Here is a 25,596-nt window from a genome sequence, read left to right as displayed (position 1 = left end):
GTCAGGACACGCGTCGACGCCTACGCATTGCCGGCCGTCACGTCGATGCGGCGCGGGCGCGTTTCCTCGCGGCGCGGAATCGTCAGCGTCAGCACGCCGTCGCGCAGGTTCGCGTCGATCCGCGACGTGTCGAGATCGGCGCTCAGCACGAACGACCGCGCATAGCGCGTCGAACGGATTTCCGCGTGCCGCACGCGCAGGTCGGCCGGCGTGTCGATCTGCGTCGCGGCTTCGATCGTCAGCGTATTGTCGTGCACCTTCACGTCGAGGTTCTCGCGCGGCACGCCGGGCAGGTCGGCTCGCAGCGTGACGCCGCGCGCGTCCTCGACGATGTCGACGGACGGGGTGATCGCGGGCCGGCGCGCGGCTTCGGCGGCGGCAGCGTGAACGGTGCTCGGGTGGCGTTCGGCCAGGGTCGGGTTCGTGTTCATGTCGGTATCCTGAAGGTTACTGAATGGTGATCGCACGCGGCTTCGAGGCCTCGCGCCGGCCCACGCGAATCAGCAGGCAGCCGTTCTCGTAGCGGGCGCTGACCTGGTCGGGGTCCGCGTCGCGCGGCAGTTCGACCACGCGGCGGAACGCGCCGTGAAAGCGCTCCTGCGCATACGTGCGCACGTCGTCGCCTTCGCGCGGCGCCGGTTTGCGCTCGCCGCTGATCGTCAGCAGATCCTTGTCGATCGACACGTCGAAGTCGGCCGCGGCCATGCCGGGTGCGAACGCGACGATCTCGATCGCGTCGTCGGTGGCGCCGACGTTGAGTGCGGGAAACGCGCCGGCGCGCCCCGCGCGGATGCCCGACGGGCGTTCGCCGAGGAGGCTCGCCATCTGCCGCTGTACGCGGGCGAATTCGTCGAACAAGTCGTAGCCGTGATGGATACCGCTCATGTTGGTCCTCCTGAACAGGGAACGCGGGAGACGCGACGGCGCGACGCCTGCGGCGGGCGCGACGGGTAGCTCCACGGGGTCGATAACGGGGGCGGTGCGTGGCATGCGGCACTGCCCGACGACGCTTAATTAGTGGCCGTCGCCGCACATTTCAAGAGGGCATGTGCAATCCGCGTCGACGCCTGCGCGCGGGATTCGATGCGACAATCGCCGCGGCATATCCGCAGACCAACCACACGGGACAACCATGGACATTCGACGTATCGCGATCGTCGGCGCCGGCGTGATCGGCGCGAGCTGGGCCGCTTTCTACCTGACGCAAGGCTTCGACGTCGTCGCGACCGACCCGGCGCCGCACGCCGACGCGCGGCTGCGCGACGCGCTCGCCGCCTTCCTCGGCGAGCGGGCCGCCGAGCTTTCCGCGCGGCTGTCGTTCGACGCCGATCTCGTGCGCGCGCTGGACGGCGTCGACTTCGTGCAGGAGAACGGCCCGGAACGGCTCGACCTGAAGCGCGCGCTGTACCGTCAGATGGACGACGTGCTGCCCGCGCACGTGCCGATCGCGTCGAGCTCGTCGGGCCTGAAGATGTCCGAGATCCAGACCGCGTGCGCGAAGCATCCGGAGCGCTGCCTGATCGCGCATCCGTTCAATCCGCCGCACCTGATCCCGCTCGTCGAGCTGGTCGGCGGCGACATGACCGGCCAGGACGTGATCGCGCGCGTGAAGCAGTTCTACGATGCGCTCGGCAAGCAGACGATCGTGCTGAACAAGGAGATGACCGGCCACGTCGCGAACCGGCTCGCGGCCGCGCTGTTCCGCGAGGTGTATCACCTCGTCGGCGAAGGCGTCGTGAGCGTCGCCGATGCGGACAAGGCCGTCGCGTGGGGCCCCGGCCTGCGCTGGGGGCTGATGGGGCAGTGCCTGACCTATCACCTCGGCGGCGGCGCGGGCGGGATCGCGCATTTCCTCGAACATCTGTCGGGGCCGATCACGAGCTGGTGGGACGACCTCGGCACGCCTTCGTTCGATCCGGAAGTCGATCGGAAGCTGACCGATGCGCTGCGCGCGATCCAGGGCGAGCGCTCGATGCAGGAACTGGCGGCGGAGCGCGACCGCTTGCTCGTCGAACTGATCGACGCGCGGCGCCGCAGCTTCCTGCCGTGATCCTGATCGCGTCGCGCCGGCGCGGCGGCGCCGGTCATTGCTGCGAGGTCGTCTGGCTGGCGGGCGGCACGTGGGCCAGCCACGCGGGGCTCGCGGCCTGCACGAGTTCGCGGTTGCGCGCACGCGTCGCGGCGTTCGGCGGGTAATTGCCGTCGTTGGTCGGCAGTTGGCCGTCGAGATAGGCCTGCTTGAGCTGGTCGATGACTTCCGCGCGCGTCAGGCCCTGTTGTGCGGGGGCCGACGCGTCGGTCTGGGCAAAGGCGGGGGAGAGCAAGGCGGCTGCAGCGGTCGCGACGGCGAATCGCAGGACGTTCTTCATGGCGGGCTCCGAGCAAGGGGACGGGTACCGGACGCGCGCGGCGATGCGCGGTGCGTTCGGATGGGGCCCATTGTCGCGAGCGGGTGCTGCGCGGACGATGACGCGTTCCGGGCAAGGCTGTCAGGCGCGGGCGCGCCCGCGCCCGTGTGCGATGCCTGCGGTGCCGTTACAACTCGGCCGCCGCCGTGATCAGCGTGGCTTCGAGCGCGAGCGTCGAGCGCGACGCGGCCGCCGGGCGATCGATCACGTATTCGAGTTCGCCGAGTTCCGGCAGGCCCGCGTCGAGCCGCGCGAGCCCGGCCGGGATCACGTAGCCGGCGAACGCGCTGACGCCGAGCCCCGCGCTCGCGGCGGCGCGCAACACCGCGACGCTGCTGCTCACGACGGCGATCCGGTACGGCCGCCCGACGGCCTCGAGCGATTCGAGCACACGGCGGCGCGACACGCTCGGCTCCGGATGCATCGCCAGCGGTAGCACGGCCTCGTGGCCGGTGATCCGCGAATCGGGGCCGGTGCACCAGTACAGCGGTTCGCTGCGGATCACACGGCCGCGCCGGCTGCCGGCGATCCGCTTCGCGAACACGAGATCGTGCCGGCCCTCGTCGAGCGCGTCGAACAGGTCGCCCGACAGCCCGGTCGAGATTGCCAGCTCGACGTCCGGGTTGCGCTGCACGAAGCTGGCGAGCGCGGCCGTCAGATGCGCCGACGCGAAATCCTCCGACATCGCGAGCCGCACCTTGCCCGACAGCGGCGGCCCGCAGACCGACGTGACGGCCTCGTCCATCAGCTCGAGGATGCGCACCGCGTAGCGGAACAGCGCGTCGCCGTGCTGCGACAGGTGCACGTTGCGCGTGTCGCGCTCGAACAGCGGCCGGTCGAGCAGCTCCTCGAGCCGGCGGATATGCTGGCTGACGGTCGACTGCGACAGGTTCACGCGCTCGGACGCGGCGGTGAAGCTGCCGGACTGGGCGACGGCGACGAAGCTGCGCAGCAACTCGGGCGGTAACGGACGCATTGCTAAATCCACTGAATCGGTTTCGACAACTTCATAAATGGCCGGATTTTGCGGCGCTAGTATCGGATCACGCGCCCGTGCGGCCTCCGCCAACGAGGGGCACCGGACGCGTAGCCCGTGTCGCGCCGCCGATGGCATCGGTCAGTCTAAGCCATCCGGCGTCCGGCCCGAAACCGCATCATCCCATCGACCCCGAGAACGTGCTCGCACGACGAGCCGCCGGGCCGCGGCGCCCCGCCGCAGGAGACAGACAGTCCGCCCGGGATCGGCGTGCGGGCCTGGCTCCCGCACGCGTCAGGCACCCGTCACGAAGAGACTGGAGACGACTCATGATCATCTACGGAACCGCGCTGCTGGCGTTTTGCCACCTGGCCGGACTGTTCCTCGGCGACCTGCTCGGCAGCGCGATCGGCGTGAAAACCAACGTCGGCGGCGTCGGCATCGCGATGCTGCTGCTGATCTGCCTGCGCCTCTGGCTGCACCGGCGCGGCTGGATGCCGAAGGAGACCGAGGCGGGCGTCGGTTTCTGGGGCGCGATGTATATCCCGGTGGTCGTCGCGATGGCCGCGAACCAGAACGTGGTCGCCGCGCTCAAGGGCGGGCCGGTCGCGCTGCTGGCCGCCGTCGGCGCGGTCGCGATCTGCGCATGCTGCATCGCGGTACTCGCGCGCACCGGGCGCGACGACACGGCCTTCGCGGGCGTGCCGCAATTCGAAGAACAGTGAAGGGGGCCGCCATGCTGCAGATGCTCGAAAAAACCGTCGCCCACAACGGGCTCGTCGCGTCGTTCGCGCTGGTCGGCCTGATCATGTGGCTGTCGTCGATCGCGTCGCGCAAGCTCACGTTCGGCCGCGTCCACGGCTCGGCGATCGCGATCGTGATCGGCCTCGTGCTCGCCTACGTCGGCGGCGCATTCACCGGCGGCGAGAAGGGTCTGGCCGACGTCAGGCTGTTCGCCGGTATCGGCTTGATGGGCGGCGCGATGCTGCGCGATTTCGCGATCGTCGCGACCGCGTTCGAAGTGCAGCCGACCGAGGCGCGCAAGGCCGGGCTCGTCGGCGTCGTGTCGCTGCTGCTCGGCACCGTGCTGCCGTTCATCGTCGGCGCGTGCGTCGCGCGCGCGTTCGGCTATACCGACGCGGTCAGCATGACGACGATCGGGGCCGGCGCCGTCACCTATATCGTCGGGCCCGTCACGGGCGCGGCGATCGGCGCGAGTTCCGACGTGATCGCGCTCAGCATCGCGACGGGGCTCGTGAAGGCGATCATCGTGATGGTTGGCACGCCGGTCGCGGCCAACTTCATGGGGCTGAAGACGCCGCGCTCCGCGATGATCTTCGGCGGGCTCGCCGGCACCGTCAGCGGCGTGAGCGCGGGCCTTGCCGCGACCGACCGCCGGCTCGTGCCGTACGGCGCGCTGGTCGCGACGTTCCATACCGGCGTCGGCTGCCTGCTCGGCCCGTCGCTGCTGTTCTTCACGACGCGCGCGCTGGTCGGCGCGTAGGGCGATGCGACGCGGCCCGCGCGCGGGCCGCATCCATCGCGGCGTCCTCTGAGTCGCATTCTGCAACATCATCAATCGGCAGCGGCGCCAGGCTTAGAATGCCGCTGAACCATCGAAGCGGAGAACTGTTCATGACCGGATGGAATCACGCGCGGCAGGCGCGCGATGCACGCGTCGCGGCCGGCGCGGCTTACGCGCAGGGCAAGCGGGTCGACGCGCGCGACACCGTCGCGTTGCTCGAGGCGGTGCTGCGGCCCGGCGACCGCGTATGCCTCGAAGGCGACAACCAGAAGCAGGCCGATCTGCTCGCCACCGCGCTCGCCGACGTCGACAGCGCGAAGATCCACGACCTGCACATGGTGCAGTCGGGCGTCGTGCTGCCCGAGCACCTCGACGTGTTCGAGCGCGGCATCGCGAAGCGGCTCGACTTCGCGTATTCGGGCCCGCAATCGCAGCGCATCGCGAAGCTGCTGTTCGGCGGCAAGATCGCGCTCGGCGCGGTGCACACCTATCTCGAACTGTTCGCCCGCTACTTCATCGACCTCACGCCGCAGGTCGCGCTGATCGCGGCCGTGAGCGCCGATCGCGACGGCAACCTGTACACCGGGCCGAACACCGAGGACACGCCGACCGTCGTCGAGGCCACCGCGTTCAAGGACGGCGTCGTGATCGCGCAGGTCGACCGCATCGTCGACAAGGTGCCGCGCGTCGACATCCCGGGCGATCGCGTGCATTTCGTCGTCGAGGCCGGCCGGCCGTTCTACGTCGAGCCGCTGTTCACGCGCGACCCGGCCGCGATCACCGAAACGCAGATTCTCACCGCGATGCTCGCGATCAAGGGCATCTACGAGCCGTACGGGATCAAGCGCCTGAACCACGGGATCGGCTTCAACACGGCCGCGATCGAGCTGCTGCTGCCGACCTACGGCGCGAAGCTGGGGCTGAAGGGCAAGGTCTGCACGCACTGGGCGCTCAATCCGCATCCGACGCTGATTCCCGCGATCGAATCGGGCTGGGTCGAGCAGATTCACTGTTTCGGCTCCGAAGTCGGGATGGACGACTACATCCGCGCGCGCTCCGACGTGTGGTTCACCGGCCCCGACGGGTCGCTGCGCTCGAACCGCGCGTTCTGCCAGACGGCCGGCCTCTATGCGTGCGACATGTTCATCGGCTCGACGCTGCAGATCGACCTGTCCGGCCATTCGTCGACGGTCACCGCCGAGCGCATCGCCGGCTTCGGCGGCGCGCCGAACATGGGCAGCGACGCGCGCGGCCGGCGCCATCCGAGCGAGCCGTGGCTGAAGGCGGGGGCCGAAGCCGACCCCGACACGCCGGCGGCGCTGCGGCGCGGCCGCAAGCTCGTCGTGCAGATCGGCGAGACGTTCGGCGACAAGAACGTGCCGATGTTCGTCGAGAAGCTCGACGCGCTGAAGCTCGCCGACAAGCTGCAGCTCGACCTCGCGCCGATCATGGTCTACGGCGACGACGTCACGCACATCGTCACCGAGGAAGGGATCGCGAACCTGCTGATGTGCCGCGACAAGGACGAACGCGAGCACGCGATCCGCGGCGTGGCCGGCTATACGGACGTCGGCCGCGGCCGCGACAAGAGGATGGTCGAGCGGCTGCGCGCGCGCGGCGTGATCCGCCGCCCGGAGGATCTCGGCATCGATCCGCTCGACGCCGACCGCCGCTGGCTCGCCGCGCGTTCGATCAAGGACCTCGTGCACTGGTCGGGCGGGCTCTACGCGCCGCCGGCCCGGTTCCGCAACTGGTGAGGAAGAGGGCATGGAACAGTTGAACTATCGCTTCACCGCGCGCGAACGCGCGAAGGGCGAGCAGGCCGCGGCGCTCGTCGGCGTGGTCGCGTCCGGCAATCTCGAGGTGCTCGTCGAGCGCGTGCTGCCGGGCAACGAATGCGAGATCGACATCCGCACCGCGGCCGTCGGGTTCGGCGCGGTGTGGCAGGCGGTCGTGTCGGATTTCGTCGAACGGCGCACGCCGGGCGGCCTGAAGCTGTCGATCAACGACGGCGGCGCGCGGCCCGACATGGTGTCGCTGCGGCTCGCGCAGGCCGTGCGCGCGATCGAGGGGGGCGCATGATGAGCGACATTCGTCACATCCATGACGCTCCCGCGTTCGTCGCGAACGCGGCGAGCTGGTATGAAGCATCGGCGCGGCAACGCATCGACGGGCTGCTCGACGCGGGCAGTTTCAGCGAATTCCTCGGGCCGGCCGAGCGCGTGACGAGCCCGCACCTGCCGCTGTTCGGCCTGCCGCAGCAGTTCGACGACGGGATGGTGGTCGGCCACGGGCGGCTCGACGGCCGGCCGGTGTTCGTCGCCGCGCAGGAAGGCCGCTTCATGGGCGGCGCGTTCGGCGAAGTGCACGGCGCGAAGCTCACCGGGCTGCTGCGCGCCGCGCGCGACGCCGGCAAGCCGGTGCTGATCCTGTTCGATACGGGCGGCGTGCGGCTGCAGGAGGCGAACGCGGGCGAGCTCGCGATTGCCGAGATCATGCGGGCACTGGTCGAAGCCCGCGCGGCCGGCGTGCCGGTGATCGGGCTGATCGGCGGGCGCGCGGGCTGCTACGGCGGCGGCGGTTTGCTCGCCGCGTGCTGTTCGGCGCTCGCGGTGTCGGAGCAGGGGCGCATCAGCGTGTCGGGGCCTGAAGTGATCGAGACCAATCGCGGTGTCGAGGAATTCGACTCGAAGGATCGCGCGCTGATCTGGCGCACGATGGGTGGTAAGCATCGGCGGCTGATCGGCGGTGCCGATCGTTACGTGGCCGATACGCCGGACGCGTTCCGCGCGGCCGCGCTCGACCTGATCGGCCGCGCGCCGACGTTCGATGCGGCGAGGCTGCGCGCGGAACAGGCGCGTCTCGAAGCGCGGGTCGAACGGTTCGGCGGCTGCAAGGATGCGCTCGACGTCTGGCGGGTGCTCGGCGCGGACAAGCCGGAAGCGATTCCCGGCATGCCCGACGATGCATTCGCGAAGCTCGCCGATCAACTGCAGGAGCCGCAGCATGACGCTCGATGAAGTACTGAACTCGCTGTTTCCCCGAGGCCATTCGATTGTGCGCAATGGCGGCCTGCTGACGGGCCACGCGGAACTGGCCGGCACGCGCGTCGACGTGATCGGTGTGTCCGACCGCCTGCCGTTCGGCATCGACGAGGCGCTGACGCTCGCATCGCGCGTGCTTGACACGATCGAGCGCGGCGGCGATACGCCGATCGTCGTGCTGGTCGACAGCGACAGCCAGCGGATGAGCAAGCGCGACGAATTGCTCGGCCTGAACGAAGGGCTGTCGCATCTCGCGAAGTGCCTGATGCACGCGGATCTCGCCGGACACCGGACGGTCGGCGTGCTGTACGGCCACACGGCCGCGGGCGCGTTCATCGCGACCGCGCTCGCGACGCGCACGCTGCTCGCGGTGCCGGGCGCCGAACCCGAGGTGATGGACCTGCCGTCGATGTCGCGCGTGACCAAGCTGCCGATCGACGTGCTGAAGGAGATGGCGCGTTCGACACCGGTGTTCGCGCCGGGGCTCGACAACCTCGTGAAGATGGGCGCCGTCGACGCCGTGCTCGATCCGTCCCGCGCGCTCGACGCGCAGGTCGGCGAATGGCTCGGCAAGCCGGCCGAGCGCGTCGACCGGCGCGCGGCGCGCGGCCGGCCGGTCGCGACCGACGTGGCCGCCCGCGTCGAGGCCCTTGCGCGTGCCGCACGCTGAGCTGCCGCTGCGCCGCCACACGCTCGTCACGCTGACGGCGGCCGGGTGGGGCGCGGCCTTCGCCCGTGACCCCGCGCTCGCGGGCGATCCGCTCGTACGCGCATGGGCCGAGCGCGGCTGGCCGCTGATCGTGCGTCGCGCGTCGCCGGATGAAGCCGCTGCCGGCCGCGTGCCGCTCGGCCTGCCGCTGCCGCCTTCGGCGGGCAAGCGGCGCATCGCGCTGAACGTGGCCGCCGACATGCTCGAAACGGTCGGCCCGCTGCCGGCATTGGCGGACGTCCTCGCCGTAGCGCCCGCCGCGTGGCATGCGCCGCTGCGCGAGCTCGATGCGCTCGGCGCGCGCTGCGGCGTGCAGGGCCGCGTGTTCGGCAGCCTCGCCTGGCAGGCGCTGACCGGCGAGCCGTACCTGAGCGCGTCGTCCGATCTCGACATCGTGTTCCCGCTGCCGGACGCCGCGTCGCTCGCGCCGCTGCTCGACGGTCTTGCGGCGATCGACGCACGTGCGCCGATGCGTATCGACGGCGAACTGCTGCGCGACGACGGCGCGGGTGCGAACTGGCGCGAACTGCACGCGCGGCTGCCCGAAGTCGCGGTGAAGACCGCGACTACCGTCGAATTGATGCGCGTCGATGCATTCATCGGAGGCACCGAATGAACGCCGGGGCTGCCTGCCGCGTCGCGTCGCCGTCGGAGGCCGAGCGCATCGCCGCGCTGGCCGAGCGCAGCCTCGTGCTCGAGATCGACACCTATCCGAAGCCGGGCCTCGTCAGTCACGTCGACACCGGCAGTCACGCGGACATGGACGCCACGACGTTCGCGCGCAGCGCCGCCGTGCTGCGCCCGTACTTCGCGGAACTCGCCGACGCGGGCGCGCGCGATGCCGACATGGCCGTGCTGCGCAAGATCGGCCTGCGGGCCGAGCATGCGATGCTCGCCGCGACCGGCGGCGTCAATACGCATCGCGGCGCGATCTTCGGGCTCGGGCTGCTGTGCGCGGCCGCCGGCCGGCGTGCGATGCCGGGTGCCGTACCGGACGGCACGACGCTCGGTGCGTTCGTGTCCCGCCGCTGGGGCGTCGAGATCCTCGGCGGCCCGCGTTTGCCGGACAGCCACGGCGAGCGCGCGAGCCGCCGCTACGGTGTCGGCGGTGCGCGTCGCGAGGCGGCCGACGGCTTCCCGACCGTGTATGCGATCGGACTGCCCGCGCTGCGCCGCGCCCAGCGCGACCTGCCGGACGACCCGGAAGCCGCGCGCATCGACGCGTGCTTCGCGCTGATCGCCGCGCTCGACGACACGAATCTGCTGCATCGGGGCGGTCAGGACGGCCTCGATTTTGCCCGCGCGACCGCCCGCGCGTTCGTCGCGCGCGGCGGCGTGCGCGCGCGCGGCTGGCGGTTGCGCGCGGCAGCTGCGCATCGTGCGTTCGTGGCGCGCCGGCTGAGCCCGGGCGGCGCGGCCGACCTGCTCGCGATGAGCGTGTTCGCCGATGCGCTCGAAGCCGAAGGACGTGCGCGATGACGCTGGCCATCCTGTGCTCGGGGCAAGGCGCGCAACGTGCCGACATGTTCGACCTGACCGGATCGGCGCCGCAGGCCGACGCACTGTTCGCGCACGCGGGCCGGCTGCTCGGCGACGATCCGCGCACGTGGGTCCGGCGGGCCGGGCCCGACGCGCTGCAGGAAAACCGCGCCGCGCAGATTCTCTGCACGGTCCAGGCGCTCGCGGCGGCCGCGCTGCTCGACGCGGTGTGGCCGCGCCGGCGCTGCGTCGCGGGCTACAGCGTCGGCGAGGTCGGCTCGTGGAGCGTCGCGGGGATGATCGACCCGCACGACGCGCTCGACCTGGCCGATGCGCGTGCACGCGAGATGGATGCCGCGAGCGGCGGCGACGAGCGGATGGCGTTCGTGCGCGGCCTGACGCGGGCGCGACTGGCGCAGCTGTGCGACGGTCGCGACGCGGCCATCGCGATCGCGAACCCCGGCGATGCGTTCGTGGTCGCGGGGCGGCACGCCGATGTCGCCGCCGTAGCCGACGACGCGGCGCGCGCCGGCGCGCTGCGTGTCGCGCCCGTCTGCGTGCGGATCGCGTCGCACACGCGCCGGCTCGCGGCGGCCGTGCCGGCTTTCCGCGCGACGCTGGCCGCGACGCGCGTGCGCCGGCCGTTGCCCGGCACGCGGCTGTTCTCGGGCATTGACGGCGCGTCGGTGCTCGATGTCGATACGGGCCTCGACAAGCTCGCGCGGCAGATCGCGGAGCCGGTCGAGTGGGCGGCCTGTCTCGCCGCATGCGTTGAGGCCGGCGCGACCGCGTTTCTCGAACTCGGCCCCGGGCGGGCGCTGGCGGAAATGGCCGGCGGCGCGTATCCCGCGCTGCCCGCGCGCAGCGTCGCGGATTTCCGTTCCGTCGACGGCGTGACGAGCTGGCTCGCGCGCGTCGCGGCCGGCTGATCGGCGGGTCGAAATCCGGCTTGAAACACAGTCGCGGGGCACCTGTTCCGCACTGTGTGTTGCGCCGGCGCAGCAGCGTCGCAGCCGCCTCTTGTCACGCGAAATGGCGTCGCTACAATGGCGCCCGCCATGAGACCAGCCGCCTTCCTTTTCGTCGCGTTTTTCTGCGCGACGAGCGCCCACGCCAGCCAGATTCCGTCCGATGCCGCATCGGTCGGCACGTACTTTTCGTATGACAACGCGGCGGTCGACGCGACCGTCGATCTGATCGAACAGGCGCAGCGCCGCGTGCTGCTGGCCGGCTATACGCAAGTGCCGCCGGCGGTCGCGAACGCGCTGAGGGCGGCCCGTGCGCGCGGGATCGAGGTGCGCGTCGTGCTCGTGCGTTCGCCGCGTGCGGGCCGGACCAGCGGCGCCGGCTATCTGAAATCCGCCGGTGTCGACGTCGCGATCGATTCGCGGCACGGCGGCCCCGCGTCGCGCTTCATGATCGTCGACGACAGCGTCGCGCTGACGACGCTGTCCGACGGCGCGGCCGAGCACGCCGACACGGTGAACGTGTTCCGACGCGCGCCCGAACTCGCGCAGTCCTACGCGCAGTCGTTCTGGCGGCTGTATCGGCAGGCCGCCGGCCTCTGACCCTTTCCCGCGGCGCGTCGCGCGCCGGTATGACCCTGCTTGCATCGGCGCGACCGATGAACCATGCTCGTTGACATGGCGTCGGCGCGGCTCGCGCGCACCCAGCGCAACGGCAGGGAGCCGATCGTGACCGAAAGCAGTTTTGGCGATCGCGCGGATGCCGGCCGCCAGTTGGCCGACGCGTTGCGCGAATACGCGGGGCGAACCGATGTCGTCGTGCTCGCGCTGCCGCGCGGTGGCGTGCCCGTCGCGTATCCGGTCGCGTGCGCGCTGCGTGCGCCGCTCGACGTGCTGGTCGTGCGCAAGCTCGGCGTGCCGTTCGACCCCGAGCTCGCGATGGGCGCGATCGCGACGGGCGGCGCGATTCATCTGCAGCGTTCGGTGATTCGCGCGATGGGCGTATCGGATGCGCAACTCGCCGACGTGATCGCGCGCGAGACCGCCGAACTGCAGCGCCGCGAGGCGCTGTACCGCGGCGCGGCGCCGCCGCTGGCGGTGGACGGACGCATCGCGATCGTCGTCGACGACGGTGTCGCGACCGGCGCGTCGATGCGCGTCGCGCTGCAGGCGCTGCGCGAGCGCCATCCGGCGCGCCTCGTCGCGGCGGCGCCGGTCGCGCCGGCGGGTGCGGCGCATGCGTTCGACGGCCTGGCCGATGCGTTCGTCGCGGTGTCGCAGCCGGCGCGGTTGTTCGGAATCAGCCAGTTCTACGCGCGCTTCGAGCAGACGAGCGACGACGAGGTGCGCGCGCTGCTCGACGCGGCGCGCGCCTGATCCGTCGTCACGTCCGACGGTTCCGGCGCGGGCGCGGGCGCGGTCGGCCGGCTTCCGCCTGCGCGAACACGCGCTGCATCGCCGGATGGACGTTGCCGTGCCAGCGTGGCCCCGTAAACAGCCCGTAGTGATCGCAATCGTCGACGTCGACGCGATGGCGCGCATCGGCCGGGAGGCCGCTGCACAGGTCGAGCGCCGCATGCGTCTGGCCGGCGCCCGTGACCGCGTCGCGGGCGCCTTCGACGGTCAGCAGCGCGACGTCGCGCAGCGCGGCCGGTTCGACGCGCCGGCCGCGCACGTGCCACGCGCCGGTCGCGAGCAACATGCGCTGGAACACGACGTCGACCGTGTCGAGAAAATAGTCGGCCGGCATGTCGAGCAGCGCGGTGTATTCACGCAGCGCCCGCCGTGCATCGGCGAGCCCGGCCATGTCGAAGCGGGAAGCGGCCAGCGCATAGGTCTCGATCAGTGTCAGGAAGCGTTGCGGATACAGGAGGGCGATCTCGCCCTGCTGTAGATACGTCGGGAACACATGGCGGCCGTGTCCCGCGAAGCCGGGCGGCACGATGTCGATCAGATGGCGCCGGCACCAGTCGAGCGAATGGGCGGCCGCGGCGACGCCGAGCGCGCTCGGGTTCCGCCGCGCATCGAGCGGGCCGCCGATCAGCGTGATGCTCGCGGGCGGCGCGAGGCCGCGCGCCGCCCGCAACGCCAGGGCGCCGAGCGCCGGCACGGTCGCCTGGCACACGGCGACGACGTGCAGCGGCCGATCGTCGTGCTGCAGGGTGCCGACGAAGCCGTCGAGCATCGCGACGTATTCGTCGAGTCCGAAACGGCCGGCCGCGAGCGGCACGTCGCGCGCATTGCGCCAGTCGGTCACGCAGACGTCGCCGTCGGCGAGCAGCGTTTCGGCGGTTTCCCGCATCATCACGGCCGCGTGCCCGACGAGCGGCGCGCATAGCAGCACCATGCGGCGCGCGTCGGCGCGCGCGAAGCGCCGCAAGTCGCAAAACGGCGTGTGCGCGACGACCTGCTCGCCGACGTCGGGCCACGCGAGGTCGAAGCCCGGCGGCGCGGCCTGCGGGCCGAGCAGCGGTTCGAACAGGTCGTCGTAGCACGACGACGCGGCATGCGGCAGCGACGCGGCCGGCCATGCGTCGAACGCATATCGCGTCGCCGCGCGCCACGCGCGCATCCATTCCCGCTGCTGCTCGACGACGGCGTACCACATGGCGGACCCTGGGGCGGAAGGAGCGTGAACCTGCATTATGGTCGCAGGGGGCGGGCAGTGCGAGTCCGATGCGCGGCTGGCTGATGCGCGTCAAGCGCTAGGCGCTGCCGCGCGACGCTGCTACAGTCATCGGCCCCATCCTCGTAAGCGGAGCGTTCGCGATGAAGCTGATCGGCATGCTGGATTCCCCGTTCGTGCGCCGCGTCGCCATTTCGGCGAAGCTGCTCGACCTGCCGTTCGAACACGAGTCGATCTCGGTATTTCGTCATATCGACCAGTTCAGGCGGGTCAATCCGGTCGTCAAGGCGCCGACGCTCGTGACCGACGGCGGCGCGACGCTGCTCGATTCGTCGCTGATCGTCGACTATCTCGACCACCTGGCCGCGCCGGAGCGGCGCCTGCTGCCCGGCGCCGTCGAGGCCCGGCTGCGCGCGCTGGTGCCGATCGGCTTCGCGCTGGCCGCGGCTGAGAAAACCGTGCAGGTCGTCTACGAGCAGGCGTTGCGGCCATCGGACAAGCAGCACGAACCGTGGATCGAACGCGTGCTGAGCCAGCTCGAAGGTGCATACGGCGCGCTAGAACCGCTGGTCGCGGCCGCCAACGGCTGGTTCGGCGGCGCGCGACTGCTGCAGTCGGACGTGACGGTCGCGGTGGCGTGGCGCTTCACGCAGTTCATGGCGGCCAATTACCCGGTGCTCGCGCGGATCGATCCGGCCCGTTATCCGGCGCTTGCCGCGCATTCCGCGCGGGCGGAAGCGCTGCCGGCCTTCGTCGACACGCCGCTCGCCTAGCTTGTGAAGCGGCCCGCCGGGCTGTCACACGCCGCTCGCCGTTGTCCGGCAAGCCGCCGCCGATTGTTCTCGGCCGCTGACAAGTGACTTCGCATTCGCGCTGTTTATCCGGCGGCGACCGATCCCTAGAATCCACTCCATCAAATCACGCATTGCCAGATGGAGCCGACGATGAAAGCCCTGATTGAATCGAGCCTGTACCACCCGTCCGTCGTGTTGGCGCTTGCCGGGCTCACGCAGCTGATGGTCGAGCGCGATTTCAATCTCGGCCAAGTCGGGATGATCGTCGCGGCGCGCGGTGCGCAGGCGGCCGTGTCGCGGTCGCGCGCGCTGATCTTCTGCCGTCACTGCGAAGCGCACGCATGAATGCGCACGCCGCCTGAATGAAAAAAGCCCGGCCGGCGCAAGCCGGTCGGGCGGATCGGGTTCGATCGGGCCCCGGCTTCGGCCGGGGCTTTTTCATTGGGCGACGCTCACGCGCGTGCGGGAGTCGCGACGCCGTAGATTTCCGATTCGTCGTCCTCGTCGCGCAACTGGCGCGCGAGCTGGTGCGCTTCGCGGCGCGTCGCGACGGCCGGCGGCGAGCCCTTCAGCGGCTGGCGCGCGGTTTCGGCGAGCGCGACGACCGACACGATGCCGATCAGCGCGGCGCCCATCATGTAGTACGCGGGCATCATCAGGTTGTGCGTCACGTCGACGAGCCACGCGGTCACCAGCGGCGTCGTGCCGCCGAACAGCGACACCGACACGTTGAAGCCGATCGCGAGCGCGCCGTAACGGATCTCGGTCGGGAACAGCGCGGGCAGCGCCGACGGCATCACGCCGGTGAAGCACGACAGCAGCACGCCGAGGATCAGCAGGCCGCCGAACACCGATGCCGTGGTGCCCGTGTGGATCAGCATCAGCGACGGGATCGACAGCACCAGCAGGCCCACGCAGCCGGCGAGCATCACCGGCTTGCGGCCGACCTTGTCGGACAGGCGGCCGGCGTACAGCGTCATCGGCATCATCAGCACCATCACGAGCAGCACCAGCACGAGGCTGTGCGATTCGTCGAAGTGCAGCGTCGACGACATGAAGCTCGGCAGGTACGACAGCACCATGTAGTCGGTCACGTTGAAGATCAGCACGAGGCCGACGCACAGCAGCAGCGCACGCCAGTTACGCATCAGCGTTTCGCGGAAGCGCGTCTTCGGCACGGCCTTGTCCTGCGCTTCGCGCGCTTCGGCCTGGCGCTTGAACGCGGGCGTTTCCTCGAGCTTCATCCGGATGTAGAGACCGATCAGGCCGAGCGGCCCGGCGATCAGGAACGGCACGCGCCAGCCCCACGACAGTAGCGCCTCCTGCGACAGCGACGCGGTGAGCAGCGCGACGACGCCCGCGCCCAGCACATAGCCGATCAGCGTGCCGAACTCGAGGAAGCTGCCCATGAAGCCGCGGCGCTTGTCGGTCGAGAACTCGGCGACGAAGGTGGCGGCGCCGCCGTATTCGCCGCCGGTCGAGAAGCCCTGCACGAGGCGGGCGACGAGCAGCAGGATCGGGGCCATGATGCCGATCGACGCGTAGCTCGGGATCAGGCCGATCGCGAAGGTGCCGACGGCCATCATGATCATGGTGGCGGCGAGCACGCGCTGGCGGCCGATGCGGTCACCGAGCGGGCCGAACACCATGCCGCCGAGCGGGCGCACGAGGAACGCGGCCGCGAACGTGCCGAAGGTGGCGAGCAACTGCGCGGACGGGCTGCTGGACGGGAAGAACACCTTGCCGAGCGTGACGGCGATATAGCTGTAGACGCCGAAGTCGAACCATTCCATCGCATTGCCGATGGCCATCGCGCTGACGGCGCGCTTGAGCAGGCTCTGGTCGACGACGGTGATGTCGTCCGCGGCGAGCGGGGCTTCGCCGGACGACGAAGCGAGGGAAGAGACAGCGGTCGGGCTGACGTGTGTTGCGGTCAAGGTCATGCACTCCTTTGACAGCGCCGGAACGGGCGGGCCGTCCGACACGGTTTGCCGGCGAGCGCGGTGTCGTGTGCTGCGCGTCGGGGCAGGCCTTTAAGCACTTACTGCGCGCAGGGCAGCAAAGGGCCAAGGGGCTGCTTCGACGCGGGCCCGATGGGCCGTCGCGACAGTGCGCTCATGAAGAATGGGCCGCGTGATGCAAGCGGCGGATGCCGGTGCGGACGATGGGTCCGGCGTTCCGGCAACGCCCCGGAGGGGCAACGAAACGAGAAAAGCGGGCCTGTCGGGCGGGCTTTCCTGTGGATGCAATTTCGATCGAGGCACCGGCCCGCAACGCGCGGCCGGACTTCTCTCAAAATCGAAAAGACAGAGATTGAATGTTGAAACAGGCGACATGATAGCACGATGACGGACGATCGTGCAAATTGCCTGGAGTCGCCCGTCTGGCGGGGCATCCGCCGCGGCCCGCTCCGGTATGATCGGCGGCGCGCGGCGCGGCCGTGCCGGCCGCCGCGACGGGGCTGAATTCGCGAGGAACCGGATGACCGAACTGATGAGGATCGCGGCGCTGTTCGCCGCTACCGCGCTGGCCGAAATCGTCGGCTGCTACCTGCCGTGGCTCGTGCTGAAGGCGGGGCGACCGGCCTGGCTGCTGGTGCCGGCAGCGCTGTCGCTCGGGCTGTTCGCTTGGCTGCTGACGCTGCACCCGAGCGCGGCGGGGCGCACGTATGCCGCGTACGGCGGCATGTACATCGCGGTGGCGCTGATCTGGCTGCGGGTGGTCGACGGCGTCGCGCTGAGCCGCTGGGACATGGCGGGCGCGATGCTCGCGCTCGGCGGGATGGCCGTCATCGCGCTGCAGCCGCGCGCATAGGCGCGGCCGCGGCGCGGGCCGCGTGCGTCAGGCTGCTTCGGCGGTATCCGTGTCGGCGGACTGGCGCCACACGCAGGTGCCCTTGACCGACTTGTCGAGCTCGTCGAGCTGAGCCTGGTGCGCGGCAAGCTCGTCGTCGCTCGCGATCACCACGGCGAGGTCGAGCGCGGCGAGCGACACGCGCTGGCCATTCGCCGCGCCGCCGCCGACGCCCGCGTCGTCGAGCATGTCGATCACGAGGCTGTCCTGGCCGCGCGTCATCGCGAGATACACCTCGGCGAGCAGCTCCGAGTCGAGCAGTGCGCCGTGCAGCGTGCGGTGGGCGTTGCTGATGCCGAAACGGTCGCAGAGCGCATCGAGCGAATTGCGCTTGCCCGGGAACATCTGCTTGGCCTGCACCAGCGTGTCGATCACGCCGCCGCAATGCTCGGTGAACGGCGGCAGGCCGAGCCGCGCGAATTCGGCGTCGAGAAAGCCCAGGTCGAACGGCGCGTTGTGGATGATCAGCTCGGCGTCCTTCACGAAGTCGAGGATCTGGTGGGCGACTTCCGCGAATTTCGGCTTGTCGCTCAGGAATTCGGTCGTGAGGCCGTGCACCGCCAGTGCGCCCGGATCGCTGTCGCGTTCGGGGTTCACGTAGAAGTGCAGGTTGTTGCCGGTGAGCCGCCGGTTCAGCAGCTCGACGCAGCCGATTTCGATGAGACGGTCGCCCGTGCGGGCGTTCAGGCCGGTGGTTTCGGTATCGAGAATGATCTGGCGCATGTCGGGAAAAGCAAGAAAAACGGGGGAGGGCGGCCGGTGTTCAGGCGGCCAGCGATTCGACGCCGCGGTTCGCGAGCGCGTCCGCGCGCTCGTTTTCGGGATGGCCTGCATGGCCCTTGACCCACCGCCATTCGATCTCGTGCTGCACGACGAGCGCGTCGAGCCGCTTCCACAGGTCGGCGTTCTTCACCGGCGCCTTCGCCGCGGTGACCCAGCCTTTCTTCTTCCATCCGTGGATCCACTCGCTGATGCCTTTCTGCACGTATTGCGAGTCGGTATGCACGATCACGCGGCACGGCCGCTTCAGCGCTTCGAGCGCGGCGATCACCCCCATCAGCTCCATGCGGTTGTTGGTCGTGTTCGGCTCGCCGCCGAACAGTTCCTTTTCTTGATTGCCGTAGCGCAGCAGCGCGCCCCAGCCGCCGGGGCCGGGGTTGCCCTTGCAGGCGCCGTCGGTATAGATGTCGATGGTGTCGGTTGTCATGAACGTTCTTGGTGAGTGGTCGGGGAGGCCGCCGGCGTCAGGCCCGGTGCGAGCACGGGCTTCTTCATCTTGATCGGACCGACGAGGCGCATGCCGCGCACGCGCTTGACGGCCGTCACCATGTAGACGGCGCCGAAAATCGGCCACCAGCGGTCGCCGGCGGCCTCCATGAAGCCGTAGCGGGCCAGCCACTGGTCGGTGGCGAGCGGCGGCCGGTAGCAGCCGAAGCGGCCGCGTTCGAGGTCGAAACCGAGCAGCTTGATCCAGTCCTTGAGCCGGATGAACGCGATCTGGTCGCGCGTGGCCGGCACGAACGGGCGGTTGGCCATGCGCCCGAACGACTGCCGCATGCCCCACAGGCTCAGCGAGTTGAAGCCGGTGATCACGAGCTGGCCTTCCGGCATCAGCACGCGCTCGGCCTCGCGCAGCAGGCGGTGCGGGTCGGACGTGAATTCGAGCGTGTGCGGCATCACGATGAGGTCGACGCTCTGCGATTCGAACGGCAGGTCGAGCAGGTCGCACCAGGTCGTGCTGCGATCGGCGGGCGCGTGGCCCGCCGCGTGCGCTTCGCGTGCCCACGGATACTGATACGGCGCGCTCGCGCCGCTCGCCGGGTCGAGCACGAGGCCGCGATACGGCATGCGGTTCTCGCGCAGCGCGTCGAGCTGCGGCAGGCCGAGCTGCAGCGCGTGGAATCCGAAGACGTCGGACACGATCCGGTCGAGCTGCGCCTGTTCCCAGCCCAGCACGTAACGGCCGGGCGGCGAGTCGGTCCAGGCGGGCCAGTCTATAATTTGACGGTCAGACATAACGATGATTGCGCGCCCATGAACGAGCTGGAATACGTGCCGGTTCCGGCATTCGAAGACAACTATATCTGGCTCGTCTCGGACGGCCGCGATGCGATCGCCGTCGATCCGGGTGAAGCCGCGCCCGTACGCCGGGTTCTTGCCGAACGAGGCTGGCGGTTGACCGCTATTTTACTCACGCACCACCACGCCGACCACGTCGGCGGTGTCGAGGCGCTGCGTAATAGCCAACCGGACGATGCGCCGCTGCCCGTTTACGGCCCCGCGGCCGAAGCGATCGACGTGGTCACGCGACCGCTTGCGGGCGGCGATCGCGTGACGCTCGACGCGCCGGCCGTCGCGTTCGACGTGCTCGACGTGCCGGGCCATACGCGCGGCCACATTGCTTACTTTCAGGCGGCCAGCGAACGCGCGGCCGGGCAGGGCAGCGCGGCGCCGCACGTGTTCTGCGGCGACACGCTGTTCTCGTGCGGCTGCGGCCGCCTGTTCGAGGGCACGCCCGCGCAGATGCTCGCGTCGCTCGACGCGCTCGCGGCGCTGCCGGACGACACGCGCGTGCATTGCGCGCACGAATACACGCTGTCGAACATCCGCTTCGCGCTCGCGTGCGAGCCGGGCAATGCGGCGCTCGCCGCGTGGCGCGACGACGCGCAGGCGCTGCGTGCGCGCGGCGTGCCGACGCTGCCCACGACGATCGCGCACGAGCGTGCCGTCAACCCGTTCATGCGGGCCGACAGCGTGGCGATCCACGCGACGCTCGCGGCCGAGCTGCACGAAACGGTGACGGATCGTCTGGCCGCGTTCACGCTGATGCGCGAATGGAAAAACCGGTTCCGATGACGTTTTCCGGAGGATTCCGAAGCTCAAGCGGTGTCTGTAAAAATTGCTCCAAATGTAGGATTTCGCTGAGTTTTCGGTGTTTTTATTGACGTGAAGCACGCACTTCCGTAGTATCGCCTGCAATTTCCAGCCGTCGGAAGCAGAGATTTTCATGCGACTTATATTGAGTGCGATGGTGGTGCTGCTACTCGCCGCTTGTGCGAGCCAGCCCCCTGTCGCCAACAACGCCGCCGATTCGCAGGCGGCGTCCAACTACCTCCGTAAATCAGCCACCGCCAAAGAAACCGTCGACGTCGACAAGCAGTCCGTCGGCGACCTGACCACTGCGGACTCCGATCTCTGGGCGCGCATCCGCCGCGGCTTCCAGATGCCCGACCTGCAGAGCGATCTGGTCGACATGCAGACGACCTGGTACACGCAGCGGCCCGATTACGTGCAGCGCATGACCGAGCGCTCGCAGAAGTATCTGTACCACATCGTCGAAGAGCTCGAGGCGCGTCACATGCCGACCGAGCTCGCGCTGCTGCCGTTCATCGAGTCCGCGTACAACCCGCAGGCGCTGTCGGTCGCGAAGGCGGCCGGCATGTGGCAGTTCATGCCCGGCACCGGCCGCACCTATAACCTGAAGCGCAACATGTGGCAGGACGAGCGCCGCGACGTGCTCGCTTCAACGAGCGCCGCGCTCGACTACCTGTCCCGCCTGCACGACATGTTCGGCGACTGGTATCTGGCGCTGGCCGCGTACAACTGGGGCGAGGGCAACGTGCAGCGCGCGATCGCGCGCAACCAGGCGGCCGGCCTGCCGACCGACTACCAGAGCCTGCGCATGCCGAACGAGACGCGCAACTACGTGCCGAAGCTGCAGGCGGTGAAGAACATCATCGCGAGCCCGCAGCAGTATGGCCTGACGCTGCCGGATATTCCGAACCACCCGTATTTCGTGACGGTCACGACGTCGCGCGACATCGACGTGGCGGTGGCCGCGAAGCTCGCGAACCTGCCGCTCGACGAATTCCGCTCGCTGAACCCGTCGTTCTCGAAGCCCGTGATCCTCGGCGCGACCGAGCCGCAGATCCTGCTGCCGTTCGACAACGCGTCCGCGTTCGAGAAGGGCCTGAAGTCGTATAGCGGCCAGCTGTCGTCCTGGACCACCTATACGGTCAGCGAGCGGGCACGCCCGGCTGCGATCGCCGAGAAGATCGGCGTCGACGCCGATACGCTGATGTCGGTCAACAAGATTCCGGCCGGCATGCGCCTGAAACCGGGCTCGACGATCGTCGTGCCGCGCGGCAATGACGACGACGAGGACATCAGCGCGGACGTCGCCGAAAACGGCGCGCTCGCGATGGAGCCGGACGTTCCCGATACGCGCAAGATGCTGATCCGCGTGCGTCGCAAGCAGTCGATGGCGGCGCTCGCCGGCCGCTACGGCGTGTCGGTCGGCCAGTTGAAGGCATGGAACCGGACGCACCGCGATCTCGTGATGCCGGGCCAGGCGCTCGTGCTGCACGTGCCGGTCGGCCGTTCGGTGCCGGCGGAACCCGGTCCGGAGCGGATCGCGACGTCGGCCGCCGGTGCGCACATCGAGCGCGCGAGCCTGGCGGTGGGCGGCAAGTCGCATGGCGGCAAGCGTGGCACCGTCAAGTCGTCGGTGAAGTCGGCGAAGTCGGCGAAGGCCGCTCCCGCGAAAGCCGCGCCGGCCAAGACCGTCGCGCACAAGGGCAAGAAGAAGTAAGCGCGGCCGTCGCGCGCGGCGCAGCGGCCGGTGAGGCTCGCACGATTGCGCTATCATCCGACGAATTCGACGAAACGCCGTCACCGAGGTGACGGCGTTTTCGTTTGTGCGCGGCGGCGCTGCGTCGCGCGTCTTCATCCAACAAGGAGAGGCGATGTCGTCGATGCAGGTGAGGGCGCTTGCGCTGTTTTCGGTCGGGTATTTCGTGTCGTACGTGTTTCGCGGCGTCAATCTGGGCTTCGCGCCGTTCGTCACGCACGAGCTCGGGCTGTCGGCCGCCGATCTCGGCCTGCTCACCAGCCTCTATTTCCTCGGCTTCGCGGGCGCGCAGATTCCGGCCGGCGTGATGCTCGACCACTTCGGCCCGCGCCGCGTGACGGCCGGCATGCTGCTGTTCGCGGCGGCCGGCGCGGCCGTGTTCGGCGCGGCGCACGGCATCGGCACGATGATGGTCGGCCGGCTGCTGATCGGCGTCGGCGTATCGGTGTGTCTCGGTGCGGCGTTCAAGGCGCTCGCGCAGCATTTCCCGGTTGGCCGGCTGCCGCTCGTGAACGGTTTGGTGATGGCCGTGGGCGGCCTCGGCGGCGTGATGGTCGGCTCGCCGCTGACCTGGCTGCTCGGCTGGGCGAGCTGGCGCGCGATCTGTTTCGGCCTCGCGGTGCTGACGGTAGTCGTCGCGGCCTCGATCGGCTTCGGGGCGCCCGACGCGCAACAGGCGCGCCACCAGGGCGGCCTCGTCAGCCAGTTCAAGGGCACGTGGCACATCCTGACGAGCCGCGCGTTCTGGAAGATCGCGTCGTTCTCGGTCGTCACGCAGGGCGTGTTCTACGCGATGCAGTCGTTGTGGGTGGGGCCGTATCTGCGCGATGTCGGCGGGTTCGACGCGCCGCATGCCGCACGCCTCGTGTCGGTGCTCGGTTTCGCGATGATGGCCGGTTGCGTCGGCTTCGGCGCGGCGGCGCGCGTGCTCGAGCGGCGCGGCGTGTCGGTCTACGCCACCTGCGGCATCGGCATGGCGCTGTTCGTCGCGACGCAACTCGCGATCGTCGCGCGCGTGCCGTTGCCGCCGGCCGTGCTGTGGGCCGCGTACGGGATGTTCGGCGGCGTGGGCATCCTGACCTACGCGGTAATGGCCGGCCACTTTCCCGCCCATCTGATCGGCCGCGCGAACACGACGCTCACGCTCGTGATCTTCCTGCTGATCTTCGCGTTCCAGATCGGCGTCGGCGCGGTGCTGTCGCACTGGCCGGCGGTCGACGGCCGTTATCCGGCCGCCGCGCATTTCACCGCGTGGGGCGTGCTGCTCGTGCTGCAACTGGCGAGCGCGGTCTGGTACGTGTGGCCCGCGCGCGGCGGCGGCGCTGGCCAAGCGCACTGATCCGGCGGTACGCTGGTGGGCAGGCGGCCGCGAAAACGGGGCCGCAGCACGGCGCGCTGCGCCGCCGAGCGCGGTGCGCGCACGATCGGACGGCCATATCCATTGAAGATGGGGCCATTTTCAGGCTATAATTTGAAAGTTTGTGCTGATCAACCTCGCACCCTAGCGCCTACCTCATTCATCCCGTTCATCCGCCGCACGCCGCCTGCCGGGCGATGCCGCGAAACCTCGTGCGCCACGCGCCGGGTTCGCGTCTCGACAATGCAGGCCGCGTCCAGCTAGCGACCGCGCGCGCCCACGCAGCGCGGCGCTTGCGCGGCAGGGTAAACAGGTCGGCAGCAGGGTGTTCCCCAAGGAGCCTCCCGTGTTGCCGTCTTTTTCTCCCGCCTTGCTTGCACTCGCCGACGGCACGGTCTTTCGTGGTTATTCGATCGGGGCCGAAGGCCATACGATCGGCGAAGTCGTGTTCAATACCGCGATCACCGGCTATCAGGAAATCCTGACTGATCCGAGCTACTCGCGCCAGATCGTCACGCTCACCTATCCGCATATCGGCAACGTCGGCGTCAACGCCGAAGACGTCGAAGCCACGAAAGTCCATGCCGCCGGCCTGATCATCCGCGATCTGCCGACGCTCGCATCGAACTTCCGCATGGACCGCACGCTCGGCGACTACCTGCGCGACGAAGGCGTCGTCGCGATCGCCGGCATCGACACCCGCAAGCTGACCCGCATCCTGCGCGACAAGGGCGCGCAGAGCGGCTGCATCCTGACGGGCTCCGACGACGAAGCGAAGGCGATCGAGCTCGCGCGCTCGTTCGAGGGCCTCGCCGGCATGGATCTCGCGAAGGTCGTGTCGACCACCAAGCCGTACGAGTGGAAGCAGACGGAATGGCGTCTCGAAGGCGGCTACGGCATGCAGGAAGCGCCGAAGTACCGCGTCGTCGCGTACGACTTCGGCGTCAAGTACAACATCCTGCGGATGCTCGCGGAGCGCGGCTGCCAAGTGACGGTGCTGCCCGCCCAGGCGAGCGCGGCCGATGCGCTCGCGCTGAATCCGGACGGCGTCTTCCTGTCGAACGGCCCCGGCGACCCGGAGCCGTGCGATTACGCGATCGCGGCCACGAAGGAATTCATCGAGCGCGGCGTGCCGACCTTCGGCATCTGCCTCGGCCACCAGATCATGGGCCTCGCGGTCGGCGCGAAGACGCTGAAGATGAAGACGGGCCACCACGGCGCGAACCATCCGGTGAAGGATCTCGGCGACGGCCGTGTCGTGATCACGTCGCAGAACCACGGCTTCGCGGTCGACGCCGATTCGCTGCCGGCCAATGCGCGCGTGACGCACGTGTCGCTGTTCGACGGCACGCTGCAGGGCTTCGAGCTGACCGACAAGCCGGCGTTCTGCTTCCAGGGTCACCCGGAAGCGTCGCCCGGCCCGCACGACATCGGCTACCTGTTCGACCGTTTCACCGCGCTGATGGACGCGGCGAAGCAGCGCACCGCTTAACGTCATCGACGCAACCGAAGGACGGGAGATTCACATCATGTTCGGCCACGCACTCGGCATCACGGATATCTGGACCTACGTGTTCGGCGTGATCTTCATCATCCTGCTGCCGGGGCCGAATTCGATGTACGTGCTGTCGCTCGCCGCGCAGCGCGGCGTGAAGGCCGGGTATCGCGCGGCCTGCGGCGTGTTCGTCGGCGATACGGTGCTGATGGTGCTGTCGGCCGCGGGCGTCGCGTCGCTGCTGAAGGCGAACCCGCTGCTGTTCTCCGTCGTCAAGTACGGCGGCGCCGCCTACCTGCTGTACATCGGCACCGGGATGCTGCGTAGCGCGTGGAGCAAGCTGCGCGCGCGCGGCGAAGCGCCGGTCGAGGCCCGGCAGGCGGTCGACGGCGAGCGTCCGTTCCGGAAAGCGCTGATCGTGAGCCTGCTGAATCCGAAGGCCATCCTGTTCTTCATCTCGTTCTTCATCCAGTTCGTCGACCCGGCATTCCCGCATCCCGCGCTGTCGTTCGCCGTGCTCGGGGCGATCGCGCAATGCGCGAGCTTCCTGTACCTGAGCACGCTGATCTTCGCGGGCGCGCGGCTCGCCGAGCACTTCCGCCGCCGCCGCAAGCTCGCGGCAGGCGCGGCGAGCAGCGTGGGCGGCCTGTTCATCGGTTTCTCGGTGAAGCTGGCGCTCGCGACCATGAGCTGAGCGCCGCCGGCCGACCCACGACAACGATTACTTATTGAATT

At 69.6% G+C, this 25,596-nt stretch carries 29 protein-coding genes; 20 read left to right on the top strand and 9 right to left on the bottom strand.

The window, feature by feature from the left end; translation table 11 throughout:
* Window positions 1–20 precede the first annotated feature (20 nt).
* Together QZM72_RS24375 and QZM72_RS24370 are read right to left on the bottom strand one after the other, a co-directional pair.
* A complete protein-coding gene (locus tag QZM72_RS24375; protein ID WP_301739445.1) occupies window positions 21–431 on the bottom strand; it encodes an Hsp20/alpha crystallin family protein in 411 nt (136 codons plus the stop codon).
* A gap of 16 nt (window positions 432–447) precedes the next feature.
* Window positions 448–885 carry an Hsp20/alpha crystallin family protein gene (locus QZM72_RS24370; RefSeq protein WP_089467108.1) on the bottom strand — a complete coding sequence of 146 codons (438 nt, stop codon included), beginning with the start codon at window positions 883–885 and terminating at the stop codon, window positions 448–450.
* A gap of 247 nt (window positions 886–1,132) precedes the next feature.
* Between QZM72_RS24370 and QZM72_RS24365 the strand changes: the two genes are divergently transcribed.
* Window positions 1,133–2,050 (top strand): 3-hydroxyacyl-CoA dehydrogenase NAD-binding domain-containing protein, encoded by a 918-nt coding sequence (locus tag QZM72_RS24365; protein WP_301739444.1) that lies wholly within the window; start codon window positions 1,133–1,135, stop codon window positions 2,048–2,050.
* Between the two features lie 34 nt (window positions 2,051–2,084).
* Here the strand turns inward: QZM72_RS24365 and QZM72_RS24360 are convergent, their stop codons facing one another.
* A complete protein-coding gene (locus QZM72_RS24360; RefSeq protein WP_301739443.1) occupies window positions 2,085–2,369 on the bottom strand; it encodes a DUF4148 domain-containing protein in 285 nt (94 codons plus the stop codon).
* 166 nt (window positions 2,370–2,535) lie between these two features.
* Window positions 2,536–3,384: a LysR substrate-binding domain-containing protein gene (locus QZM72_RS24355; RefSeq protein ID WP_089467111.1), complete on the bottom strand. Its 849-nt coding sequence runs from the start codon at window positions 3,382–3,384 to the stop codon at window positions 2,536–2,538.
* Between the two features lie 329 nt (window positions 3,385–3,713).
* On the opposite strand from QZM72_RS24355, the gene madL reads away from it, so the two are divergent.
* From madL to QZM72_RS24300, 11 genes are all read left to right on the top strand, one after another.
* Window positions 3,714–4,109, top strand: coding sequence for a malonate transporter subunit MadL (gene madL / locus QZM72_RS24350; RefSeq protein ID WP_089467112.1), 396 nt, complete (start codon window positions 3,714–3,716; stop codon window positions 4,107–4,109).
* A gap of 11 nt (window positions 4,110–4,120) precedes the next feature.
* Window positions 4,121–4,888 carry a malonate transporter subunit MadM gene (madM, locus tag QZM72_RS24345; RefSeq protein ID WP_301739442.1) on the top strand — a complete coding sequence of 256 codons (768 nt, stop codon included), beginning with the start codon at window positions 4,121–4,123 and terminating at the stop codon, window positions 4,886–4,888.
* Between the two features lie 131 nt (window positions 4,889–5,019).
* Complete coding sequence (gene mdcA / locus QZM72_RS24340) at window positions 5,020–6,666, top strand: malonate decarboxylase subunit alpha (protein ID WP_301739441.1); 1,647 nt, start codon at window positions 5,020–5,022, stop codon at window positions 6,664–6,666.
* 10 nt (window positions 6,667–6,676) lie between these two features.
* Window positions 6,677–6,991, top strand: coding sequence for a malonate decarboxylase acyl carrier protein (gene mdcC / locus QZM72_RS24335; RefSeq protein ID WP_077242255.1), 315 nt, complete (start codon window positions 6,677–6,679; stop codon window positions 6,989–6,991).
* On the top strand, window positions 6,988–7,929 hold the full coding sequence (locus QZM72_RS24330) for a biotin-independent malonate decarboxylase subunit beta (protein WP_301739440.1): 942 nt from the start codon (window positions 6,988–6,990) through the stop codon (window positions 7,927–7,929). Before mdcC ends, QZM72_RS24330 begins: the two co-directional genes overlap by 4 nt.
* Window positions 7,916–8,623 carry a biotin-independent malonate decarboxylase subunit gamma gene (gene mdcE, locus QZM72_RS24325; RefSeq protein WP_089467114.1) on the top strand — a complete coding sequence of 236 codons (708 nt, stop codon included), beginning with the start codon at window positions 7,916–7,918 and terminating at the stop codon, window positions 8,621–8,623. The genes QZM72_RS24330 and mdcE overlap by 14 nt, the downstream gene beginning before the upstream one ends.
* Window positions 8,610–9,278 carry a malonate decarboxylase holo-[acyl-carrier-protein] synthase gene (gene mdcG, locus QZM72_RS24320; protein WP_089467920.1) on the top strand — a complete coding sequence of 223 codons (669 nt, stop codon included), beginning with the start codon at window positions 8,610–8,612 and terminating at the stop codon, window positions 9,276–9,278. Before mdcE ends, mdcG begins: the two co-directional genes overlap by 14 nt.
* The gene (gene mdcB / locus QZM72_RS24315; protein WP_089467115.1) at window positions 9,275–10,141 is read left to right on the top strand and encodes a triphosphoribosyl-dephospho-CoA synthase MdcB; all 867 of its coding nucleotides are present in this window, start codon (window positions 9,275–9,277) and stop codon (window positions 10,139–10,141) included. The genes mdcG and mdcB overlap by 4 nt, the downstream gene beginning before the upstream one ends.
* Window positions 10,138–11,070: an acyltransferase domain-containing protein gene (locus tag QZM72_RS24310; RefSeq protein WP_089467116.1), complete on the top strand. Its 933-nt coding sequence runs from the start codon at window positions 10,138–10,140 to the stop codon at window positions 11,068–11,070. The genes mdcB and QZM72_RS24310 overlap by 4 nt, the downstream gene beginning before the upstream one ends.
* Before the next feature lie 117 nt (window positions 11,071–11,187).
* Window positions 11,188–11,709, top strand: coding sequence for a phospholipase D-like domain-containing protein (locus tag QZM72_RS24305; RefSeq protein ID WP_089467117.1), 522 nt, complete (start codon window positions 11,188–11,190; stop codon window positions 11,707–11,709).
* A 126-nt stretch (window positions 11,710–11,835) separates the two neighbouring features.
* Window positions 11,836–12,483: a phosphoribosyltransferase gene (locus tag QZM72_RS24300; RefSeq protein ID WP_301739474.1), complete on the top strand. Its 648-nt coding sequence runs from the start codon at window positions 11,836–11,838 to the stop codon at window positions 12,481–12,483.
* Window positions 12,484–12,490: 7 nt separating this feature from the next.
* Here QZM72_RS24300 and QZM72_RS24295 read toward each other — a convergent pair whose 3' ends face one another.
* A complete protein-coding gene (locus QZM72_RS24295; RefSeq protein WP_301739439.1) occupies window positions 12,491–13,714 on the bottom strand; it encodes a polyhydroxyalkanoate depolymerase in 1,224 nt (407 codons plus the stop codon).
* 161 nt (window positions 13,715–13,875) lie between these two features.
* On the opposite strand from QZM72_RS24295, the gene QZM72_RS24290 reads away from it, so the two are divergent.
* Both QZM72_RS24290 and QZM72_RS24285 read left to right on the top strand, forming a co-directional pair.
* The gene (locus tag QZM72_RS24290) at window positions 13,876–14,505 is read left to right on the top strand and encodes a glutathione S-transferase family protein (RefSeq protein ID WP_301739438.1); all 630 of its coding nucleotides are present in this window, start codon (window positions 13,876–13,878) and stop codon (window positions 14,503–14,505) included.
* A 159-nt stretch (window positions 14,506–14,664) separates the two neighbouring features.
* Entirely contained in the window at window positions 14,665–14,871 is a 207-nt protein-coding gene (locus QZM72_RS24285; RefSeq protein WP_089467120.1) for a hypothetical protein, read from the top strand.
* Window positions 14,872–14,978: 107 nt separating this feature from the next.
* Here the strand turns inward: QZM72_RS24285 and proP are convergent, their stop codons facing one another.
* Entirely contained in the window at window positions 14,979–16,469 is a 1,491-nt protein-coding gene (gene proP, locus QZM72_RS24280; RefSeq protein WP_301739437.1) for a glycine betaine/L-proline transporter ProP, read from the bottom strand.
* A gap of 538 nt (window positions 16,470–17,007) precedes the next feature.
* Between proP and QZM72_RS24275 the strand changes: the two genes are divergently transcribed.
* Window positions 17,008–17,340 carry a YnfA family protein gene (locus QZM72_RS24275; RefSeq protein WP_089467922.1) on the top strand — a complete coding sequence of 111 codons (333 nt, stop codon included), beginning with the start codon at window positions 17,008–17,010 and terminating at the stop codon, window positions 17,338–17,340.
* A 27-nt stretch (window positions 17,341–17,367) separates the two neighbouring features.
* Here QZM72_RS24275 and dnaQ read toward each other — a convergent pair whose 3' ends face one another.
* Genes dnaQ through QZM72_RS24260 form a run of 3 tightly spaced genes read right to left on the bottom strand, consistent with a single transcriptional unit; the run spans window position 17,368 to window position 19,395 of the window.
* Window positions 17,368–18,102 carry a DNA polymerase III subunit epsilon gene (gene dnaQ / locus QZM72_RS24270; RefSeq protein WP_089467122.1) on the bottom strand — a complete coding sequence of 245 codons (735 nt, stop codon included), beginning with the start codon at window positions 18,100–18,102 and terminating at the stop codon, window positions 17,368–17,370.
* A 40-nt stretch (window positions 18,103–18,142) separates the two neighbouring features.
* Window positions 18,143–18,586 carry a ribonuclease HI gene (gene rnhA / locus QZM72_RS24265; protein WP_301739436.1) on the bottom strand — a complete coding sequence of 148 codons (444 nt, stop codon included), beginning with the start codon at window positions 18,584–18,586 and terminating at the stop codon, window positions 18,143–18,145.
* Window positions 18,583–19,395 carry a class I SAM-dependent methyltransferase gene (locus QZM72_RS24260; RefSeq protein WP_301739435.1) on the bottom strand — a complete coding sequence of 271 codons (813 nt, stop codon included), beginning with the start codon at window positions 19,393–19,395 and terminating at the stop codon, window positions 18,583–18,585. The genes rnhA and QZM72_RS24260 overlap by 4 nt, the downstream gene beginning before the upstream one ends.
* 18 nt (window positions 19,396–19,413) lie before the next feature.
* Here QZM72_RS24260 and gloB point away from each other — a divergent pair, with 18 nt between their 5' ends.
* The 5 genes from gloB to leuE all read left to right on the top strand — a co-directional run bounded on the left by gloB (window position 19,414) and on the right by leuE (window position 25,555).
* Window positions 19,414–20,235 (top strand): hydroxyacylglutathione hydrolase, encoded by an 822-nt coding sequence (gene gloB / locus QZM72_RS24255; protein ID WP_301739434.1) that lies wholly within the window; start codon window positions 19,414–19,416, stop codon window positions 20,233–20,235.
* 151 nt (window positions 20,236–20,386) lie between these two features.
* Window positions 20,387–21,970, top strand: coding sequence for a transglycosylase SLT domain-containing protein (locus tag QZM72_RS24250; RefSeq protein WP_089467126.1), 1,584 nt, complete (start codon window positions 20,387–20,389; stop codon window positions 21,968–21,970).
* A 154-nt stretch (window positions 21,971–22,124) separates the two neighbouring features.
* On the top strand, window positions 22,125–23,348 hold the full coding sequence (locus tag QZM72_RS24245; protein WP_301739433.1) for a nitrate/nitrite transporter: 1,224 nt from the start codon (window positions 22,125–22,127) through the stop codon (window positions 23,346–23,348).
* A 364-nt stretch (window positions 23,349–23,712) separates the two neighbouring features.
* The gene (gene carA, locus QZM72_RS24240) at window positions 23,713–24,858 is read left to right on the top strand and encodes a glutamine-hydrolyzing carbamoyl-phosphate synthase small subunit (RefSeq protein WP_301739432.1); all 1,146 of its coding nucleotides are present in this window, start codon (window positions 23,713–23,715) and stop codon (window positions 24,856–24,858) included.
* 37 nt (window positions 24,859–24,895) lie between these two features.
* Window positions 24,896–25,555 carry a leucine efflux protein LeuE gene (gene leuE / locus QZM72_RS24235; protein ID WP_301739431.1) on the top strand — a complete coding sequence of 220 codons (660 nt, stop codon included), beginning with the start codon at window positions 24,896–24,898 and terminating at the stop codon, window positions 25,553–25,555.
* The last annotated feature ends 41 nt before the right edge of the window (window positions 25,556–25,596 follow it).

Origin of the sequence: Burkholderia sp. AU45388 (genome assembly GCF_030481585.1) — a bacterium.
Classification (GTDB): domain Bacteria; phylum Pseudomonadota; class Gammaproteobacteria; order Burkholderiales; family Burkholderiaceae; genus Burkholderia; species Burkholderia sola.
Note: the sequence above shows the minus strand (reverse complement) of the source record. Positions and strands in the feature narration are given on the sequence as shown.

Excerpts from the sequence above, each read along its gene's own strand:
- QZM72_RS24310 (WP_089467116.1), top strand. The coding sequence starts at position 10,138 with ATGACGCTGGCCATCCTGTGCTCGGGGCAAGGCGCGCAACGTGCCGAC.
- mdcB (WP_089467115.1), top strand. The coding sequence starts at position 9,275 with ATGAACGCCGGGGCTGCCTGCCGCGTCGCGTCGCCGTCGGAGGCCGAG.
- gloB (WP_301739434.1), top strand. The coding sequence starts at position 19,414 with ATGAACGAGCTGGAATACGTGCCGGTTCCGGCATTCGAAGACAACTAT.
- QZM72_RS24305 (WP_089467117.1), top strand. The coding sequence starts at position 11,188 with ATGGCGCCCGCCATGAGACCAGCCGCCTTCCTTTTCGTCGCGTTTTTC.
- proP (WP_301739437.1), bottom strand. The coding sequence starts at position 16,469 with ATGACCTTGACCGCAACACACGTCAGCCCGACCGCTGTCTCTTCCCTC.
- QZM72_RS24245 (WP_301739433.1), top strand. The coding sequence starts at position 22,125 with ATGTCGTCGATGCAGGTGAGGGCGCTTGCGCTGTTTTCGGTCGGGTAT.
- mdcA (WP_301739441.1), top strand. The coding sequence starts at position 5,020 with ATGACCGGATGGAATCACGCGCGGCAGGCGCGCGATGCACGCGTCGCG.
- QZM72_RS24355 (WP_089467111.1), bottom strand. The coding sequence starts at position 3,384 with ATGCGTCCGTTACCGCCCGAGTTGCTGCGCAGCTTCGTCGCCGTCGCC.
- madM (WP_301739442.1), top strand. The coding sequence starts at position 4,121 with ATGCTGCAGATGCTCGAAAAAACCGTCGCCCACAACGGGCTCGTCGCG.
- QZM72_RS24330 (WP_301739440.1), top strand. The coding sequence starts at position 6,988 with ATGATGAGCGACATTCGTCACATCCATGACGCTCCCGCGTTCGTCGCG.
- mdcE (WP_089467114.1), top strand. The coding sequence starts at position 7,916 with ATGACGCTCGATGAAGTACTGAACTCGCTGTTTCCCCGAGGCCATTCG.
- QZM72_RS24365 (WP_301739444.1), top strand. The coding sequence starts at position 1,133 with ATGGACATTCGACGTATCGCGATCGTCGGCGCCGGCGTGATCGGCGCG.
- mdcC (WP_077242255.1), top strand. The coding sequence starts at position 6,677 with ATGGAACAGTTGAACTATCGCTTCACCGCGCGCGAACGCGCGAAGGGC.
- QZM72_RS24360 (WP_301739443.1), bottom strand. The coding sequence starts at position 2,369 with ATGAAGAACGTCCTGCGATTCGCCGTCGCGACCGCTGCAGCCGCCTTG.
- rnhA (WP_301739436.1), bottom strand. The coding sequence starts at position 18,586 with ATGACAACCGACACCATCGACATCTATACCGACGGCGCCTGCAAGGGC.
- QZM72_RS24250 (WP_089467126.1), top strand. The coding sequence starts at position 20,387 with ATGCGACTTATATTGAGTGCGATGGTGGTGCTGCTACTCGCCGCTTGT.
- QZM72_RS24375 (WP_301739445.1), bottom strand. The coding sequence starts at position 431 with ATGAACACGAACCCGACCCTGGCCGAACGCCACCCGAGCACCGTTCAC.
- QZM72_RS24295 (WP_301739439.1), bottom strand. The coding sequence starts at position 13,714 with ATGTGGTACGCCGTCGTCGAGCAGCAGCGGGAATGGATGCGCGCGTGG.
- QZM72_RS24285 (WP_089467120.1), top strand. The coding sequence starts at position 14,665 with ATGGAGCCGACGATGAAAGCCCTGATTGAATCGAGCCTGTACCACCCG.
- dnaQ (WP_089467122.1), bottom strand. The coding sequence starts at position 18,102 with ATGCGCCAGATCATTCTCGATACCGAAACCACCGGCCTGAACGCCCGC.
- QZM72_RS24290 (WP_301739438.1), top strand. The coding sequence starts at position 13,876 with ATGAAGCTGATCGGCATGCTGGATTCCCCGTTCGTGCGCCGCGTCGCC.
- QZM72_RS24370 (WP_089467108.1), bottom strand. The coding sequence starts at position 885 with ATGAGCGGTATCCATCACGGCTACGACTTGTTCGACGAATTCGCCCGC.
- QZM72_RS24275 (WP_089467922.1), top strand. The coding sequence starts at position 17,008 with ATGACCGAACTGATGAGGATCGCGGCGCTGTTCGCCGCTACCGCGCTG.
- QZM72_RS24260 (WP_301739435.1), bottom strand. The coding sequence starts at position 19,395 with ATGTCTGACCGTCAAATTATAGACTGGCCCGCCTGGACCGACTCGCCG.
- leuE (WP_301739431.1), top strand. The coding sequence starts at position 24,896 with ATGTTCGGCCACGCACTCGGCATCACGGATATCTGGACCTACGTGTTC.
- madL (WP_089467112.1), top strand. The coding sequence starts at position 3,714 with ATGATCATCTACGGAACCGCGCTGCTGGCGTTTTGCCACCTGGCCGGA.